The 15,506-nt window shown below is 67.4% G+C and carries 14 protein-coding genes and 3 tRNA genes; 9 read left to right on the top strand and 8 right to left on the bottom strand.

The window, feature by feature from the left end:
* Positions 1–399: a hypothetical protein gene (locus AC07PU_RS10065; protein ID WP_093349002.1), complete on the bottom strand. Its 399-nt coding sequence runs from the start codon at positions 397–399 to the stop codon at positions 1–3.
* Positions 400–1,517: 1,118 nt separating this feature from the next.
* Between AC07PU_RS10065 and AC07PU_RS10060 the strand changes: the two genes are divergently transcribed.
* The 3 genes from AC07PU_RS10060 (at position 1,518) to AC07PU_RS10050 (ending at position 2,427) form a co-directional block, all read left to right on the top strand.
* Entirely contained in the window at positions 1,518–1,715 is a 198-nt protein-coding gene (locus AC07PU_RS10060; protein WP_057590604.1) for a hypothetical protein, read from the top strand.
* A 29-nt stretch (positions 1,716–1,744) separates the two neighbouring features.
* Positions 1,745–1,818: transfer RNA gene (locus AC07PU_RS10055), tRNA-His, on the top strand.
* 45 nt (positions 1,819–1,863) lie between these two features.
* The gene (locus AC07PU_RS10050) at positions 1,864–2,427 is read left to right on the top strand and encodes an HNH endonuclease (RefSeq protein ID WP_495317120.1); all 564 of its coding nucleotides are present in this window, start codon (positions 1,864–1,866) and stop codon (positions 2,425–2,427) included.
* A 62-nt stretch (positions 2,428–2,489) separates the two neighbouring features.
* Here the strand turns inward: AC07PU_RS10050 and AC07PU_RS10045 are convergent, their stop codons facing one another.
* Positions 2,490–2,666 carry a hypothetical protein gene (locus AC07PU_RS10045; protein WP_296781609.1) on the bottom strand — a complete coding sequence of 59 codons (177 nt, stop codon included), beginning with the start codon at positions 2,664–2,666 and terminating at the stop codon, positions 2,490–2,492.
* A gap of 265 nt (positions 2,667–2,931) precedes the next feature.
* On the opposite strand from AC07PU_RS10045, the gene AC07PU_RS10040 reads away from it, so the two are divergent.
* On the top strand, positions 2,932–3,345 hold the full coding sequence (locus tag AC07PU_RS10040; RefSeq protein WP_495317118.1) for a hypothetical protein: 414 nt from the start codon (positions 2,932–2,934) through the stop codon (positions 3,343–3,345).
* 217 nt (positions 3,346–3,562) lie between these two features.
* Positions 3,563–4,423, top strand: coding sequence for a hypothetical protein (locus AC07PU_RS10035; RefSeq protein WP_495317116.1), 861 nt, complete (start codon positions 3,563–3,565; stop codon positions 4,421–4,423).
* A gap of 127 nt (positions 4,424–4,550) precedes the next feature.
* Here AC07PU_RS10035 and AC07PU_RS10030 read toward each other — a convergent pair.
* Positions 4,551–4,626: transfer RNA gene (locus AC07PU_RS10030), tRNA-Lys, on the bottom strand.
* Between the two features lie 155 nt (positions 4,627–4,781).
* Here AC07PU_RS10030 and AC07PU_RS10025 point away from each other — a divergent pair.
* Positions 4,782–5,486, top strand: a complete 705-nt coding sequence (locus AC07PU_RS10025; RefSeq protein ID WP_208508841.1) for an SDR family oxidoreductase — start codon at positions 4,782–4,784, stop codon at positions 5,484–5,486.
* Positions 5,487–5,553: 67 nt separating this feature from the next.
* On the opposite strand, the gene AC07PU_RS10020 is transcribed toward AC07PU_RS10025, so the two are convergent.
* Positions 5,554–5,629 (bottom strand) — tRNA-Ala (locus AC07PU_RS10020).
* Positions 5,630–5,725: 96 nt separating this feature from the next.
* Between AC07PU_RS10020 and AC07PU_RS10015 the strand changes: the two genes are divergently transcribed.
* Positions 5,726–6,595 carry an alpha/beta hydrolase gene (locus AC07PU_RS10015; RefSeq protein WP_495317113.1) on the top strand — a complete coding sequence of 290 codons (870 nt, stop codon included), beginning with the start codon at positions 5,726–5,728 and terminating at the stop codon, positions 6,593–6,595.
* A 4-nt stretch (positions 6,596–6,599) separates the two neighbouring features.
* On the opposite strand, the gene AC07PU_RS10010 is transcribed toward AC07PU_RS10015, so the two are convergent.
* Positions 6,600–7,577, bottom strand: coding sequence for a GMP reductase (locus tag AC07PU_RS10010; RefSeq protein ID WP_093349288.1), 978 nt, complete (start codon positions 7,575–7,577; stop codon positions 6,600–6,602).
* 219 nt (positions 7,578–7,796) lie between these two features.
* On the opposite strand from AC07PU_RS10010, the gene AC07PU_RS10005 reads away from it, so the two are divergent.
* Positions 7,797–10,217, top strand: a complete 2,421-nt coding sequence (locus tag AC07PU_RS10005) for a UvrD-helicase domain-containing protein (RefSeq protein ID WP_495317110.1) — start codon at positions 7,797–7,799, stop codon at positions 10,215–10,217.
* Positions 10,218–10,247: 30 nt separating this feature from the next.
* On the opposite strand, the gene AC07PU_RS10000 is transcribed toward AC07PU_RS10005, so the two are convergent.
* Genes AC07PU_RS10000 through AC07PU_RS09990 form a run of 3 tightly spaced genes read right to left on the bottom strand, consistent with a single transcriptional unit; the run spans position 10,248 to position 12,571 of the window.
* The gene (locus AC07PU_RS10000; RefSeq protein WP_093349021.1) at positions 10,248–11,078 is read right to left on the bottom strand and encodes a BPSS1780 family membrane protein; all 831 of its coding nucleotides are present in this window, start codon (positions 11,076–11,078) and stop codon (positions 10,248–10,250) included.
* Between the two features lie 10 nt (positions 11,079–11,088).
* Positions 11,089–12,144: a homoserine kinase gene (locus tag AC07PU_RS09995; protein WP_398498418.1), complete on the bottom strand. Its 1,056-nt coding sequence runs from the start codon at positions 12,142–12,144 to the stop codon at positions 11,089–11,091.
* A 55-nt stretch (positions 12,145–12,199) separates the two neighbouring features.
* The gene (locus tag AC07PU_RS09990) at positions 12,200–12,571 is read right to left on the bottom strand and encodes a hypothetical protein (protein ID WP_093349026.1); all 372 of its coding nucleotides are present in this window, start codon (positions 12,569–12,571) and stop codon (positions 12,200–12,202) included.
* 107 nt (positions 12,572–12,678) lie between these two features.
* Between AC07PU_RS09990 and polA the strand changes: the two genes are divergently transcribed.
* Positions 12,679–15,504 carry a DNA polymerase I gene (gene polA / locus AC07PU_RS09985; RefSeq protein ID WP_495317107.1) on the top strand — a complete coding sequence of 942 codons (2,826 nt, stop codon included), beginning with the start codon at positions 12,679–12,681 and terminating at the stop codon, positions 15,502–15,504.
* The last annotated feature ends 2 nt before the right edge of the window (positions 15,505–15,506 follow it).

Raw genomic sequence — 15,506 nt, 5'->3', positions numbered from 1 at the left:
TTACTTCTTGTCCGCAGCGACGGGTGCAGCAGCTTCGGCGATCTTCTTCTTGAGCCAGCCCGCGAGTTCGCGCTTGCCCTTGGCATTGGCGGCGCGCCAGGCCTCGCGCGCCAGCGCGACGAAGCGCTCCTCGGCCTCGTCGGGCACTTCCGAAGGGCGGTCTTCCCGGTCGAGCCAGCCGGCCTCGACCTCGCAGTGCCGCTCGATCTGCCGCGCGAGGTTGTCGCCGATCGGCCGCGCGCTCTTGATCTGGCTCCACATGCTCGGCGACACCTCGATCTTCCGGGCGAAGGCCTGGTCGAGCCCCTTGGCGGGCAGGCCGGCGGCCACGGACGCTTCGAGAAAGCGGCGATGCAGCGCGAGCACATTGCGGCGGCGTGCGACGGTGAGATTGGGCACTGTTCAAAAACAACAACAAGACAAAAAAAGATTGTCCCGGTTGTTGACGCCCTCGTAAAGACTATTTACAGTGCAAGGCAATCGCAGGCCCAGGCCGCGAGAGGCCCGATCCCTTCACCCTTCTTCAAAGCGCGACAGCTTCAACCAAGGTCCCATCGTGAACACCGCACGCCAACTCTCCAGCATTCGACCCGTCTCGGGCCGGGCGCTCGTGCGCGCGGGTTTCAGCAAAGGATTCGACCTGCCGTCGCCCGCCACGAACATGGGTCGCTCGTACGCCATGCATTCGCCCAACCACGCGAAAGCGCGCGTTGATGCATTCGAGGATCGACTGCCACCGGGTGGAGGTTGCGCTTAGGCGCTTGCCCTCCCCAGCTCTCTTACCAGAGGCCCGGACACCGAAAGGTTCCGGGCCTTTTTGTTTTTCGTCGCCGCATCCCGATGCGGCTCGCGTTCGCGGCGATCGTGCCGTGGCGGTGGTGTCTCCGGATGCCGTCGATGTTCTTCCACAACTTGCCGCGAGGCGCAGCCGTCACTGGATCGGCGCGCAGCTTCGCCATTTCGGGTGTGCCTTCACCACACCGCCAGGATCAGCCGCGTGGACGGTCTGGCGGGATGTGCAGGAGCGTGGACCACTCCTGTGCAGCGATGTCGCACGGGGCCTCGAGCGAGAGCGCGGGGCCTGTCGCGTGAGGACACAACCGAAATGGAAAGCGCCTTTTCCTCGATCACGTTCCGCTGACTCAGCGGCCAGAGTGCCTCCCTGTCTGGGGCCTGTTGACACTATGCAAGGGGTCGCGTTGCCCCGCAAAGGGGCTGGATGCAAGGCGCCCGCGCGCAGCAAGGCTGATGCCTTGCAAGCGCGGGCAACGCCGCAGACGGCCCCTTTGCGGGGCAACCCGAAGGGAAGCTCGCCAGAGCCCGCCCCTCGGCGTTGCGCTCCTAGCGTGTGCGGACGCACACGCGTCGTCGCGCGCCTTGATGGGCGGGCTCTGGCGAGCTTCGCGACCCCTTGCATAGTGTCAACAGGCCCCAAGAGGAAGCCAGGGGTTCGACTCCCCTGCGGAACGCCAATGCTGTCACCACATCGCTCAACCCATACAACAAGGAGTCATCGCATGCGCAAGCGCAACAGCCCCATCCGCATGATCGCCGTGCATCCCGCGCCGGCGCGCAAGCCCTTCGTGTCCGCGCTGGCGCGGCGCCTGGGCTTCGGTCGCAAGACCGATGTCCTGCGCGAGTCGGGCTCACTGCGCGAGCTCCGGCTCGATCAGCTCGACCTCGACCAGCGCGTGCGCGAAGTCGGTGAGTGGTAGCGGACCTTTCTTTCTTTCGTTTTTCCATGGTGCGCGTAGCTCAATGGCAGAGCCGCGGGTTGTGATCCCGCTGACGGCGGTTCGATTCCGTTCGTGTACCCCAGACTTTTCGACCATCGTTCGACATCGCCGCGAAAGGAGGCGAGCCATGCATTCACACGTCCTGCAACTCGACATCCAGGGCACGCCGCAAGCCTGGATCTCGCTGGAGCAGGCGGTGCTGCACTACACCTGCGACGACGTGGCCTGGGAAGACGGCGACGCGCCGCTGGCCACCATGCGCGGCGGCTTCAACGTGGCGCGCGGCGTGCAGTCGCGCATCGAGGTGGCGCCGATCATCGCGCTGCGCGGCGCCTCGAAGATCAACCTCTTCGACGTCGTGCCCGGCCTCACCAAGCGCAAGCTGCTGCGCCGCGACCGCCATACCTGCGCCTACTGCGCGGGCGTGTTCCCGGAGCAGGTGTTGCAGTGCGAGCACGTGCTGCCGGCATCGCGCGGCGGTGCCTGGAGCTGGACCAATCTCGTGACAGCCTGTGCCGCGTGCAACGGCCGCAAGGCCGCGCGCACGCCCGAGGAAGCCGGCATGCCGCTCGTGTACCTGCCGTACGTGCCGAGCCGTTTCGAGAACTTCCTGCTCGAGGGCCGCCACATCCGCGCCGACGTGCACGAATGGCTGGCCAGGCGGCTGCCGAAGGGGTCGCGGCTGCAATGAACCGGCGCCAATGCAAAGGCCCGCTGTCCTCGCGGACAGCGGGCCTTTTTCATGCGCGCCGTTCAGCGGCCGAGTCCGAAGTAGCGGTAGGCGATCGCACCGGCTGCCGCGAGGCCGCCGACGATCGCGAAGAGGACCTTGGCGGTGCGCCCGTTGCTGCGCCTGGAGCGCTGCCAGTGCTCCGGCCCGATCAGGTCGATGGGCACGGTGGGTTTGCCGATGTCGGGAGCCTTTTCCATGGGGCGGAAATATAGCGTAGGCCCGAAAAGCCGCTCGGGTGGCGGCTCATCGGACGGCGTTCTGCCGGCTCGCGCGCGGACAAAAAAATACCCGCCGAGGCGGGTGTGGCAACGAGCTTTCTGGCTTCGGTTTCTGGTCCCTGTGGTCATTGTTGTAGGGCGCTGTGTGACAGCAACAGCAAGATGCCATGCGGCACGGGAGCCGCCACTGCAGGGGCAGGATCGGCGATGCAGCTGTCATCCAAAAATGTGAAATAGTGCGGAAATGAACAAGGAAATCATCCTCAAGGCGCTGAAGGCCGCGCTGCAGAACTGGATCCGCAGTGCCTCGCCGGCGCAGCTGTGGCGGGTGCATCAGGTGGGTGGACTCGGTGCGGTCATCGAGGTCGACGGCGACGACCTGCGGGTGCGCATCGAGCTCGATGGTCCACGCAGCATGTTGTCGGAGATCGGCATGACGGGCGGCCGGCTTCCCATCACCGAAGCCTTCCGCGGCGAGGACGGCGCCACGTGGGGTACGCCGCCGCCGCTGGGCAGCGGCGAGCGCGGGCGCTGGTTCCTCGCGAGCGAGGTCGCGCAGGCGCATGCGCGGCAGTACCTCGAGGCGGAGGTGGTCGACCGGCAGGCATTGCTGGCGGCCTATGCCTCCGACTGGCTGGCGCGGCGGTCTGCGGGTTGAGGCCTTCGCGCGAATGCGCGTGCTGTGCGACGACGCCGAATCGCTGCGACGTGGTTCACGATCGTTCAGCACCTTGATTCGGGCCACGTGACTTATTCCTCCGTAAGGAGGTGTGCGCCCGCGAGGGTCAAACGTATTCTTCCGTGACAACTGCAAGTTTCTTTGTCGGTTGTTGTCACACAAGGGAGAAGTCATGAGAAGCGCAGATTTCAGCAGGATGTCGGGTGCGCGCCTGCTTTCCATCGCAGCCGCGGCTGCGGCAATGTCGGCCTGTGGGGGCGGCGGGGGAGGGGGCGGAGGCTTTCCGTTGCTGCCCATCGCGTCGGCGCCCGCGCCGGCACCAGCGCCCGCACCGGACCCGCAGGCCGAGAGCTCCGCGCCTTGCTTCAACGAAGCCGATTTCCGCGAAGGCACGCTGCTCGAGTTCGAGGCGGTCGCGCCCGGCAAGGACCCCTCGACCGACTCCTTCCGCCGGAAGAGCGTGACCGAAGGGCGCGAGGCCTTCGCCGGTGCCACGCCGGTGGCCTTCAACGTCGGCACGGAGGTCAGTTCCTCTCCAGCCTTCGAGCAGCGCATCGTCAAGAAGGAATACAAGGACCTGGTCGGTGGCCATCTCTTCCTCTATGGAAAGTCGACCTCGTACCACAGCAAGATCGATGACAAGTTCGCCGACGACATGAAGCTTCCCGCCATCGTGCCCCGGGAGTACAGAGGCTACGCATCGCAGGTGTTCGAACCCCCGTTCTCGTTCCCGATCGACATGAAGCCCGGGCAGGTCGTGAGCAAGGAGTCCTCCGTGACCAAGACCGAGACTTCCAATGGCAGCGTGGTCTCGACGCGGACGCTGCCCGCGAAGGGCGAGCTCAGCTACAGCGGTCGCGAAAAGCTGGAGACGCCGCTGGGCACGTTCAGCACCTGCAAGTTCACGCTGAAGCTGACGCTGGGTTCGCTGGTTGGCCCATCGGCCACGAAGGAGTTCTGGCTGGCCGCCGAAGGACCTTATCGCGGCCAGTTGCTCAAGGGTGTTGATCCGAAGTCGCCGATGGTCGCGACGAAGATGACCTACTCGCCCAAGTAACGCCGGTGGATTGAGCATCGATCGTGGCAGGTCCGGCGGGCCTGCCACCCGCGCCAAGGCAAGCAGTACGGACGCACAAAGAAAAACGGCCGAAACCCAGAAGGATTTCGACCGTTTTCAGTGTTGGTGGTGGGCCCTGAGTGACTCGAACACTCGACCTACGGATTAAGAGTCCGCTGCTCTACCAACTGAGCTAAGAGCCCTTGCGTTGAAAACATATTCGTTTTCAGGCAAGTCTGCGAGTATAGCGTAGAAATTCAGGTTTCTCAAAATTTTTGAGTGGAACGTGTGTGGCGGATTAGCATTCGGCACCGACGAAGGGGTTCGCCCCCTCTCTTTCCCATTCAGGAGAACTTCCATGAGCGATGCAAACACCGCGCCGCATGTCGTGATCACGGGCGCCGCGGGCGCACTCGGACGCGCCGTTGCACAACACTTCCTCGCGCAGGGCGCGCGCGCCGCGCTGATCGACCACCACGCCGGGCGCCTGGCCGAGGTGTTCCCGGGCCTCGACAACTCGCAGCACCTGCTGCTGGCCGGCGACGTGACCTCGGCCTCGTCCATGGCCGGCCTGTCCGAACAGATCCTCAAGGCCTTCGGCCGCGTCGACGCGCTGGTGCACATCGCCGGCGGCTTCGAGATGGGCGAGGCGACGCACGCGCTCACACGCGAGAGCTGGGACCGGATGATGAACCTCAACGCATGGTCCTTCGTGGCCGTGACGCAGGCATTGCTGCCCTCGATGATCGAGCGCCGCGCCGGCCGCATCGTCGCGGTGACGGCGAAGGTCGCGGCGCGCGGCCTGCCCGCCATGGCGTCGTACATCGCGTCGAAGAGCGCGCTGCAGCGGCTGGTGGAGGCGATGGCGGCCGAGGCGGCGCCGCATGGCGTCAATATCAACAGCGTGGCACCCAGCGTGCTCGACACGCCGGCCAACCGGCAGGCGATGCCCGACGCGAACCCGGCCGAATGGGTGTCGACCGCGGTCGCCGCGCAGACCATCGGCTTTCTCGCGTCGCCCGGCGCGGCGGCGCTGCATGGCCAGCACCTGGCGCTCGACTGACGCACAGCGAGGCAGAGCGCCCCAAGCAAAAGGGCCTTGGCGGATGCCAAGGCCCTTTTTTGTCGGTTGGTGGAGAGGATGAGGATCGAACTCACGACCTCCGCATTGCGAACGCGGCGCTCTCCCAGCTGAGCTACCCCCCCAACGCGACGCGAATTTTAGCCGGAACCCGCGATGGCGTGCTCGCCGCATGCCAAGATGCGCGCCTTTCAGGAACAGCACCGGCTCCCGGCACCACCATGGCCCCCACACGCGATCCCGCCTGGCTCGAAGGCATGTACAACAACCTCGCGCGGGTGAAGGAACACCCGGCGTACTTCGCGCGCTGGGCGCGCGAATCCGCCGCGGCGCGCGACACGCTGCCGAGCCGGATCGACCTGCGCTACGGCGAGGGCGTCAACGAGACGCTCGACGTGTTCCCGGCGCCCGTGCCCGACGCGCCCGTGCTGGTCTTCATCCACGGCGGCTACTGGCGCGCGATGGACAAGAAGGACCATTCCTTCATCGCGCCCGCCTTCAACGACCGCGGCATCTGCGTGGTGCAGCCCAACTACGCGCTGTGCCCGGGCACGCCCGAGCAACCGGTGACGGTGCCGGGCATCCTGCTGCAGATGGTTCGTGCGCTCGCATGGACCTGGCGCAACGTGGCGGCGCATGGCGGCGATCCCACGCGGATCACGGTGGCGGGGCATTCGGCCGGCGGCCACATGGCGGCGGCGTTGCTGGCCTGCGACTGGAAGGCCGTGGCGCCGGACCTGCCCGACCACCTGGTGCGCAATGCGCTGTCGATATCGGGCCTGTACGACCTCGCACCGCTGCAGCGCACGCCCTTCCTCGAGCAGGTGCTGCGGCTCAGCGACGAGGATGTACGCCGCGCGAGCCCCGCGCACTGGCCCGCGCCGAAGCGCGGACTGCTCTACGCGGTGGCGGGCGGCAACGAGAGCGAGGAATTCATCCGCCACAACGCGATGATCCGCGAGGCCTGGGGCTCGCGGGCGGTGCCGGTGTGCGAGGTGCTGCCTGGCCTCGACCACTTCGGCGTGGTCGACGCGCTGGCAGATTCCTCGCACCGGTTGCACCGGCTCGCGGTGCAACTGCTGGAAGCCTGAAGCCTTACATCAGCAGGTGTTCGCCTGCGTTGTCGCCGCCCAGCGTCACGTAGTTGACCTTGCGGATGTCCATCAGCGTGCGGCCGCCCGCGTAGCTGATCGAGCTCTGCACGTCCTGCTCCATCTCGACCAGCGTGTCGGCCAGCTTGCCCTTGATGGGCTCGAGGATGCGCTTGCCTTCGACGTGCTTGTACTCGCCCTTGTTGAAGTCGCTGGCCGAGCCGTAGTACTCCTTGAACAGCGCGCCGTCGACCTCGACCGTCTGGCCCGGCGATTCCTCGTGGCCCGCGAACAGCGAGCCGATCATCACCATCGAGGCGCCGAAGCGCACGCTCTTGGCGATGTCGCCGTGGTCGCGGATGCCGCCGTCGGCAATGATCGGCTTGGTCGCCACGCGCGAGCACCACTTGAGCGCGCTGAGCTGCCAGCCGCCGGTGCCGAAGCCGGTCTTGAGCTTGGTGATGCAGACCTTGCCCGGGCCGATGCCGACCTTGGTCGCGTCCGCGCCCCAGTTCTCGAGATCGATCACGGCCTCGGGCGTGCCGACGTTGCCGGCGATCACGAAGGTCGCGGGCAGCTTCTGCTTGAGGTAGCCGATCATGTTCTTCACGCTGTCGGCATGGCCGTGCGCGATGTCGATCGTCACGTACTCGGGCACCAGGCCCTGCGCGACGAGCTGGTCGACCGTGTCGTAGTCGGCCTTCTTCACGCCCAGCGAGATCGAGGCGAACACGCCATGGCCCTGCATGCGCTTGACGAGCGCGACGTTGTCGAGGTCGAAGCGGTGCATGACGTAGAAGTAGCCGTTCTGCGCCAGCCACAGGCAGATGGACTCGTCCACCACCGTCTTCATGTTGGCGGGTACCACCGGCAGTCGGAAGCTGCGGCCGCCGAGCGTGACGCTGGTGTCGCACTCGGAGCGGCTCTCCACGCGGCACTTGCGCGGCAGCAGCAGGATGTTGTCGTAATCGAAGATTTGCATGAAACCAAGCTCCTGGAGGAAGTCGTTGAAAACGAGTGAGCGCTTGGTCTGGCCGGCTTCGGCGGCGTCGCTGCGAAAGCCCCTGCGGGGGCGGGCGACGCGCACAAAAAACCGGGCACAAAAACTTGGGCCCGGTGATTGATTCTACGCAGCCTCCCGTGGGGAGGTCTTCCGGAACTTCATATAACCCGCATACGCCGTGGTTTCTACAATCGACGGATGTTTGAAGAATTCGCGGCCGATGACCGCACCCCGCCGCCGGTCGACCTGCCGCTGCTGCACAACCTCAACGCCGAGCAGCTCGCAGCCGTCACGCTGCCGGCCGGCAACGCGCTGATCCTCGCGGGCGCCGGCTCGGGCAAGACCCGCGTGCTCACCACCCGCATCGCCTGGCTGCTGCAGACGCGCCAGGTGTCCGCCGGCGGCATCCTGGCCGTGACCTTCACCAACAAGGCCGCCAAGGAGATGATGACGCGGCTCACGGCGATGCTGCCGGTCAATGTGCGCGGCATGTGGATCGGCACCTTCCATGGCCTGTGCAACCGCTTCCTGCGCGCGCACTGGAAGCTGGCGAACCTGCCGTCGACCTTCCAGATCCTCGACACGCAGGACCAGCTCTCGGCCATCAAGCGGCTGATGAAGCAGTTCAACGTCGACGACGAGCGCTTCCCGGCCAAGCAGACGCAGTGGTTCATCGCCGGCGCCAAGGAGGACGGCCTGCGTCCCGACGCGGTCGAGATCCGCAGCGAGGACGACCGCAAGAAGGTCGAGCTCTACCGCCTCTACGAGGAGCAGTGCCAGCGCGAGGGCGTGGTCGACTTCGGCGAGCTGATGCTGCGCAGCTACGAGCTGCTGCGCGACAACGAACCGGTGCGCGAGCACTACCAGCGGCGCTTCCGCCACATCCTGATCGACGAGTTCCAGGACACCAACCGGCTGCAGTACGCCTGGATCAAGATGCTCTCGGGCAACACCGTCGCGGGCCAGTTCGTGCCGGGCGAGAACAGCGTCGTGGCCGTGGGCGACGACGACCAGAGCATCTATGCCTTCCGCGGTGCGCGCGTGGGCAACATGGCCGACTTCGTGCGCGAGTTCGATGTCACGCACCAGATCAAGCTCGAGCAGAACTACCGCAGCTACAGCAACATCCTCGACTCGGCCAACGAGCTCATCAGCCACAACAAGAAGCGCCTGGGCAAGAACCTGCGCACCGATCAAGGGCCGGGCGAGCCGGTGCGCGTCTACGAGTCCTCGAGCGACCTCGCCGAGGCGCAGTGGATGGTCGAGGAGATGCGCCAGCTGGTGCGCGACGGCATAGACCGCAAGGAGATGGCCGTGCTCTACCGCAGCAACGCGCAGAGCCGGGTGATCGAAACCGCGCTGTTCAATGCCTCGGTGCCGTACCGCGTGTACGGCGGCCTGCGCTTCTTCGAGCGCGCCGAAATCAAGCATGCGCTGGCCTACCTGCGCCTGCTCGAGAACAAGGACGACGACACCAGCTTCCTGCGCGTCGTCAACTTCCCGCCGCGCGGCATCGGCGCGCGCACGCTCGAGCAGCTGCAGGACGCCGCGCGTGCCGCGGGCCGCTCGCTGCACGACGCGGTGCACGCGGTCGGCGGCAAGGCCGGCTCCAACCTCACGGCCTTCGTCGCCAAGATCGATGTGCTGCGCGAACAAACGCAGGGCGTGAGCCTGCGCGAGATCATCGAGCTGGTGCTCGACCACAGCGGCCTGGTCGAGCACTACCGCGCCGACCGCGAAGGCGCCGACCGCATCGAGAATCTGGAAGAACTGGTGAATGCGGCCGAGAGCTTCGTCACGCAGGAAGGCTTCGGCCGCGACGCGGTGGCGCTGCCGGTCGACGAGCTGCGCCAGTCGCCCGCAAGCCAGGGCATCGACCCGGGCCGTCCGCTGCTCGACGAGCCGCTGGCACCCGATGCCGAAACCGGCGAAACGCTGAGCCCGCTCGCGGCCTTCCTCACGCACGCGGCGCTCGAATCGGGCGACAACCAGGCCCAGGCCGGCCAGGACGCGGTGCAGCTGATGACGGTCCACGCCGCCAAGGGCCTCGAGTTCGACTGCGTGTTCATCACCGGCATGGAAGAGGGCCTGTTCCCGCACGAGAACTCGATGAGCGACTACGAGAGCCTCGAGGAGGAGCGCCGCCTGATGTACGTCGCGATCACGCGCGCGCGCAAGCGGCTGTACCTGAGCCACTCGCAGACCCGCATGCTACACGGCCAGACCCGCTACAACGTCAAGAGCCGCTTCTTCGACGAGCTGCCCGAGGGCGCGCTCAAGTGGCTCACGCCCAAGAACCAGGCCTTCGGCAACTCGGCCTTCGGTTATGGCAACGGCTACGGCAGCACGCGTGGCGCGGGTGGCGGTGGCTACGGCGGCGGCAAGGCCTATGGTGGCGGCGCCGCCAAGGAAACCTTCGCGAGCCCGCCGGTGCCGCCGCAGAAGAGCGCGCCCTCGCATGGCCTGCGCTCGGGCATGCAGGTGTTCCACAACAAGTTCGGCGAAGGCACGGTGACCGCGCTCGAGGGCACGGGCGACGATGCGCGCGCGCAGGTCAAGTTCACGCGCCACGGCGTGAAGTGGCTGGCGCTGTCGGTGGCCAAGCTCACGCCCGTTTGAACCGGGGCGCGGCCCGCGGGGCCGCCCGGCTCAGTTCGGGTCGAAGCTGTCGCGGAAGGTGAACCAGGTCGAGGCCAGCGACATCGCCGCCAGCACCAGCGCCGTGCCCACGATCAGCACGGTGCCGATCGCGGTGGCGCCCGAGCCCGCGCCCACGGCGCCGACGCCCACCAGCACGGTGGCGATCAGGCCGACCGCGATGCCGGCCAGCAGGAACACGCCGAACCAGGCGATGCCGAACAGCGCATAGGCGCCGAAGTTGCGGAACAGCGCCACGATGCTGAAGAAGATGCTCTTCACCGGCTCCACGCGGTGCCAGTGCACCAGCGCGGGCGCATGCCACATCGCGAGCGACAGCGGCAGGTTCAGGCACAGGTGGACCATGCGCGCGACCTGGAACTCGCTGCTGGCCAGCACCTCGGGCGAGAGCGCCTCGTCGAGCAGGTAGGCGCGCGCGAGCTGGCCGCCATCGACCAGCGCGGTGGCCAGCACCGCGAGCACGAAGTACACGGCCGAGATCAGGCCCAGCACCACCAGCGGGCGCCATTCGGCGCGCAGCGCGGCGAAGACCTCGACGAACATCGCCGAGCCCGTGGGACGGCGCGCACCGGCCTGCCCGTTGCCGCCGGCCTGCTCGTCGGCATAGGCCACCGAGGTGGCGACCATCAGCCCCAGCGTCATGAACGGCAGCAGCACCGGCGCCAGCACGCTGCCCAGCAGCGGCACCACCGACAGCGTCGAGATCAGCGCCATCAGCAGGAAGAACAGCGACACGAAGGCCAGCGGCTGCCGCCAGAAGGTCTTGAGTCCGAGGCGGACCCATTGGGCGCCGGTCTTGGCCGGCACGAGGTGGAGTTTCATGGGGTAAGGGTCAGGCGGCCACGGGCTCGAGGGCGCGGGCCATGACATGCGGGTGCCGCACGCGCTCGCGCAGCACGCGCTCGAAGTGCGTCGGATCGTGGGGCTTGAGCATGCTGGCCTCGCGCGGCAGGTGGAAGTCCCAGAGGCGGGAGATCCAGAAGCGCAGCGCCGCGGCGCGCAGCATCGCGGGCAGCAGGGCGCGTTCCGAGGCGTTGAGCGGGCGCACGCCCTCGTAGGCGGCGAGCAGTGCCTCGGCGCGTTCCTCGTCGTGGCGGCCGGTTGGCAGGTCGATGGCCCAGTCGTTGAGGCACACGGCGAGGTCGAACAGCCAGGTGTCGGTGCCGGCGAAGTAGAAGTCGAACACGCCGGTCAGGCGCGGAGCGGCGCCTTCTTCGTGGCCGGTCTCGAACATCGCGTTGTCGCGGAACAGGTCGGCATGCACCGGCCCGCGCGGCAGGGCGGCATAGGCCGAGGACTCGGCCACGTGGTTCTGGTAGGCGAGCTCGCCGCGCAGCAGGGCGGACTGGGCCTCGTCGATGTGGGGCAGCACCACCGGCACCGTGTCGTTCCACCACGGCAGGCCGCGCAGGTTGGGCTGGATGCGCGGAAAGTCGCGTCCCGCCAGGTGCATGCGCGCCAGCAGCGCGCCGAGTTCGGCGCAGTGCGCGGCGCCCGGCGCGAGCTCGCTGCGGCCCGCCAGCTTGCGCACCACCGCGGCCGGCTTGCCCGCCACCTTGAGCAGCAGCTCGCAGGGCGCGTTGGCCGGCACCGACAACGGATGCGTGTTCTGGGCGTCGATCGCCTGCACGGCCGGGTCGGCCACCGGCTCGGGCACCGGCAGGCCGCGCGCGGCCAGGTGCTTCATCAGGCAAAGGTAGTAGGGGAGCTGCTCGGCGCTCAGGCGCTCGAACAGCGTGAGAACGTACTCGCCCGACTCGGTGGTGGCGAAGTAGTTGGTGTTCTCGATGCCGCCCTCGATGCCGCGCAGCTCGCGCAGGGGGCCCAGGCCGAGGCGCTGCACGAGCGCGTCGGCCTCGCCGAATTCGACTTCGGTAAAGACTGCCATGGAAAGCGCCCTCAGCGCGGTTGGGATGCGGCTGCCGCTGCGATGCGTCGCACGGTCAGAACTTCATGACGTTCCAGACCCGGGGCGAGGTGCCCGCGGGGCCGTCGGCCGCGTTGGGACGCGCGCCGGACGGATCGTTCGGCAGCACCTGGTAGCCGGGCATGTTGGCCTTGGGCGTCACGTTGATGCTCTGCGTGCGGCCGCCGTAGCGGACCTCGTCGACCGAGGCGCCGCTGTCCTCGGTGTGCAGGTGCTCGATCTTCTGGTTGCGCCGACCGTCGGCCTGCTGCTCCTGATTCTGTAGCGAAGGATCCGCTGCAGCCGGTGCCGCCGCGGGCGCGTTCTGCGCTTGCACGGCGGCGAAGGGGGTGGCGAGGGCCAGCGCCAGCAGGAGGCGGCGGGCAACCAGGAGTGTGGAGTCGGGCATGCACGGATTGTAGGCGGCGCGCCGTATCGGGGTTGTCGTCGCAGGGCCCGTGGCGGCGTGGTCCGCAAGGAAATTCGGGCGGTCGTGGAGGCAGGCAAAATGCCCCGATGACCGACAAGAAAACGCTGCTGCTCGTCGATGGATCGAGCTACCTTTATCGCGCCTTCCACGCCATGCCCGACCTGCGGGCCGTGCCCGGCGATCCGAAGAGCCCGGCCACGGGCGCGATCCGGGGAATGATCAACATGATGACGGCGCTGCGGCGCGAGGTGCGCGCCGACTACGCGGCCTGCATCTTCGACGCCCCCGGCAAGACCTTCCGCGACGACTGGTATCCCGAGTACAAGGCCAACCGCTCGCCGATGCCCGACGACCTGCGCAGCCAGATCGACCCCATCCACGAGGTGGTCAAGCTGCTGGGCTGGCCGGTGCTCAGCGTGCCCGACGTGGAGGCCGACGACGTGATCGGCACCCTCGCCAAGGTGGCGGCCGCGCAGGGCATCGAGGTGATCGTCTCCAGCGGCGACAAGGACCTGAGCCAGCTGGTCGACGAGCACATCACCATCATCGACACGATGAACGGCAAGAAGCGCGACGTGGCCGGCGTCACGGCCGAGTTCGGCGTGCCGCCGAACCTCATGGTCGACTACCAGACGCTGGTGGGCGATTCGGTCGACAACGTGCCCGGCGTCGAGAAGGTCGGCCCCAAGACGGCTGCCAAGTGGCTGCTCGAATACGGCTCGCTCGACGCGCTGGTCGAGCGCGCGGCCGAGGTCAAGGGCGCGGCCGGCGAGAACCTGCGCAAGGCGCTCGACCAGCTGCCGCTGAGCCGCAGGCTCGTCACGATCCGCACCGACTGCGACCTGGCCGGCCACGTCGATGGCCTGCCCTCGCTCGAAGGCCTGCCCGTGGGTGCGCCGCAGACCGGCGAGCTCAAGCCCTTCTACGAGAAGTTCGGCTTCAAGAGCCTGGTGAAGTCGCTCGAGGCGCAGGAAGTGCCGCCCGAGCTGATCGAGGAGAACATCAAGAAGAAGGCCTCGAAGGCGGCCAAGGCCAACGACGACCAGAGCGGCCTGTTCGACGAGCCGTCCGAGGAAGGCGCCGCGATGGAAGCCGCCGCGCCCGCGAGCAACCTGCAATACGACACCATCTTCACCTGGGAGCAGTTCGACAGCTGGCTCGCGCGCCTCGAGGCCGCCGAGCTCGCGGCCATCGACACCGAGACCACCTCGCTCGACGAGATGGTGGCGCAGATCGTCGGCATCAGCTTCAGCGTGAAGCCCGGCGAGGCGGCCTATATCCCGCTCACGCACAACTATCCCGACGCGCCCGCGCAATTGCCGATCGACGAGGTGCTCGCCAGACTCAAGCCCTGGCTCGAGAACGGCGCGAAGAAGAAGCTCGGCCAGCACATCAAGTACGACCGCCACGTCTTCGCCAACCACGGCATCGAGGTGCAGGGCTACGCGCACGACACCATGCTGCAGAGCTACGTGCTCGAGGTGCACCGGCCGCACGGCCTGGCCAGCCTGGCCGAGCGCCACCTGGGCCGCAGCGGCATTTCGTACGAGGACCTCTGCGGCAAGGGCGTGCACCAGATTTCGTTCAGCCAGGTCGACATCGCCAAGGCGGCAGAGTATTCGTGCGAGGACAGCGACCAGACGCTCGACGTGCACGCCACGCTGTGGCCGCAGCTCGAAACGAACGAGAAGCTGCGCTTCATCTATCAGCTCGAGATGGATTCGAGCGAGGCGCTCTACCGCATCGAGCGCAACGGCGTGCTGATCGACAGCGCCACGCTGGCCGCGCAGAGCCACGAACTCGGCACGCGCATCATGGCGCTCGAGCAGGAGGCCTACGACATCGCAGGCCAGCCCTTCAATCTCGGTTCGCCCAAGCAGATCGGCGAGATCTTCTTCACCAAGCTCGGCCTGCCGGTGGTCAAGAAGACGCCGAGCGGCGCGCCCAGCACCGACGAGGAAGTGCTCGAGAAGCTGGCCGAGGACTATCCGCTGCCCGCCAAGATCCTCGAGCACCGCGGGCTGTCGAAGCTCAAGGGCACCTACACCGACAAGCTCGGCCAGCTCGCCAATCCGCGCACCGGCCGCGTGCACACCCACTATGCGCAGGCCGTGGCCGTCACCGGGCGCCTGTCGAGCAACGACCCCAATCTGCAGAACATCCCGATCCGCACGCCCGAAGGCCGGCGCGTGCGCGAGGCCTTCGTGGCGCCCGCGGGCAGCGTGATCGCGAGCGCCGACTACTCGCAGATCGAGCTGCGCATCATGGCCCACATCAGCGGCGACGCATCGCTGCTGCGCGCCTTCACCGAGGGCATCGACGTGCACCGCGCCACCGCGGCCGAGGTCTTCGGCTCCACGCCCGACCAGGTGTCGAGCGAGCAGCGCCGCTATGCCAAGGTCATCAACTTCGGCCTGATCTACGGCATGAGCAGCTTCGGCCTCGCGAAAAACCTCGGCATCGAGACCAAGGCCGCGGCCTCCTACATCGAGCGCTACTTCGCGCGCTACCCGGGCGTGAAGGCCTACATGGACGAGACCAAGGCCTCGGCCAAGGAGCAGGGCTATGTCGAGACCGTGTTCGGCCGGCGCCTGTACCTGCCCGAGATCAACTCGCCCAACGGCCCGCGCCGCGGCGGCGCCGAGCGCGCGGCCATCAACGCGCCGATGCAGGGCACGGCGGCCGACCTGATCAAGCTCAGCATGGTCAAGGTGCAGGACGTGCTCGATGCCGAGAAGCGCGGCACGAAGATGATCATGCAGGTGCACGACGAACTGGTGTTCGAGGTGCCCGAGGCCGAGATCGAATGGGTGCGCACCGAGATCCCGCGCATCATGGCCAGCGTGGCCGATCTCAAGGTGCCGCTGCTGGCCGAGATCGGCGTGGGGCCGAACTGGGACAAGGCGCATTGAGC

It is taken from the genome of Variovorax sp. GW821-FHT10D07 (assembly GCF_059415325.1).
The sequence above is the reverse complement of the archived record's forward strand: the minus strand, read 5'-3'. Positions and strand labels throughout refer to the sequence as shown.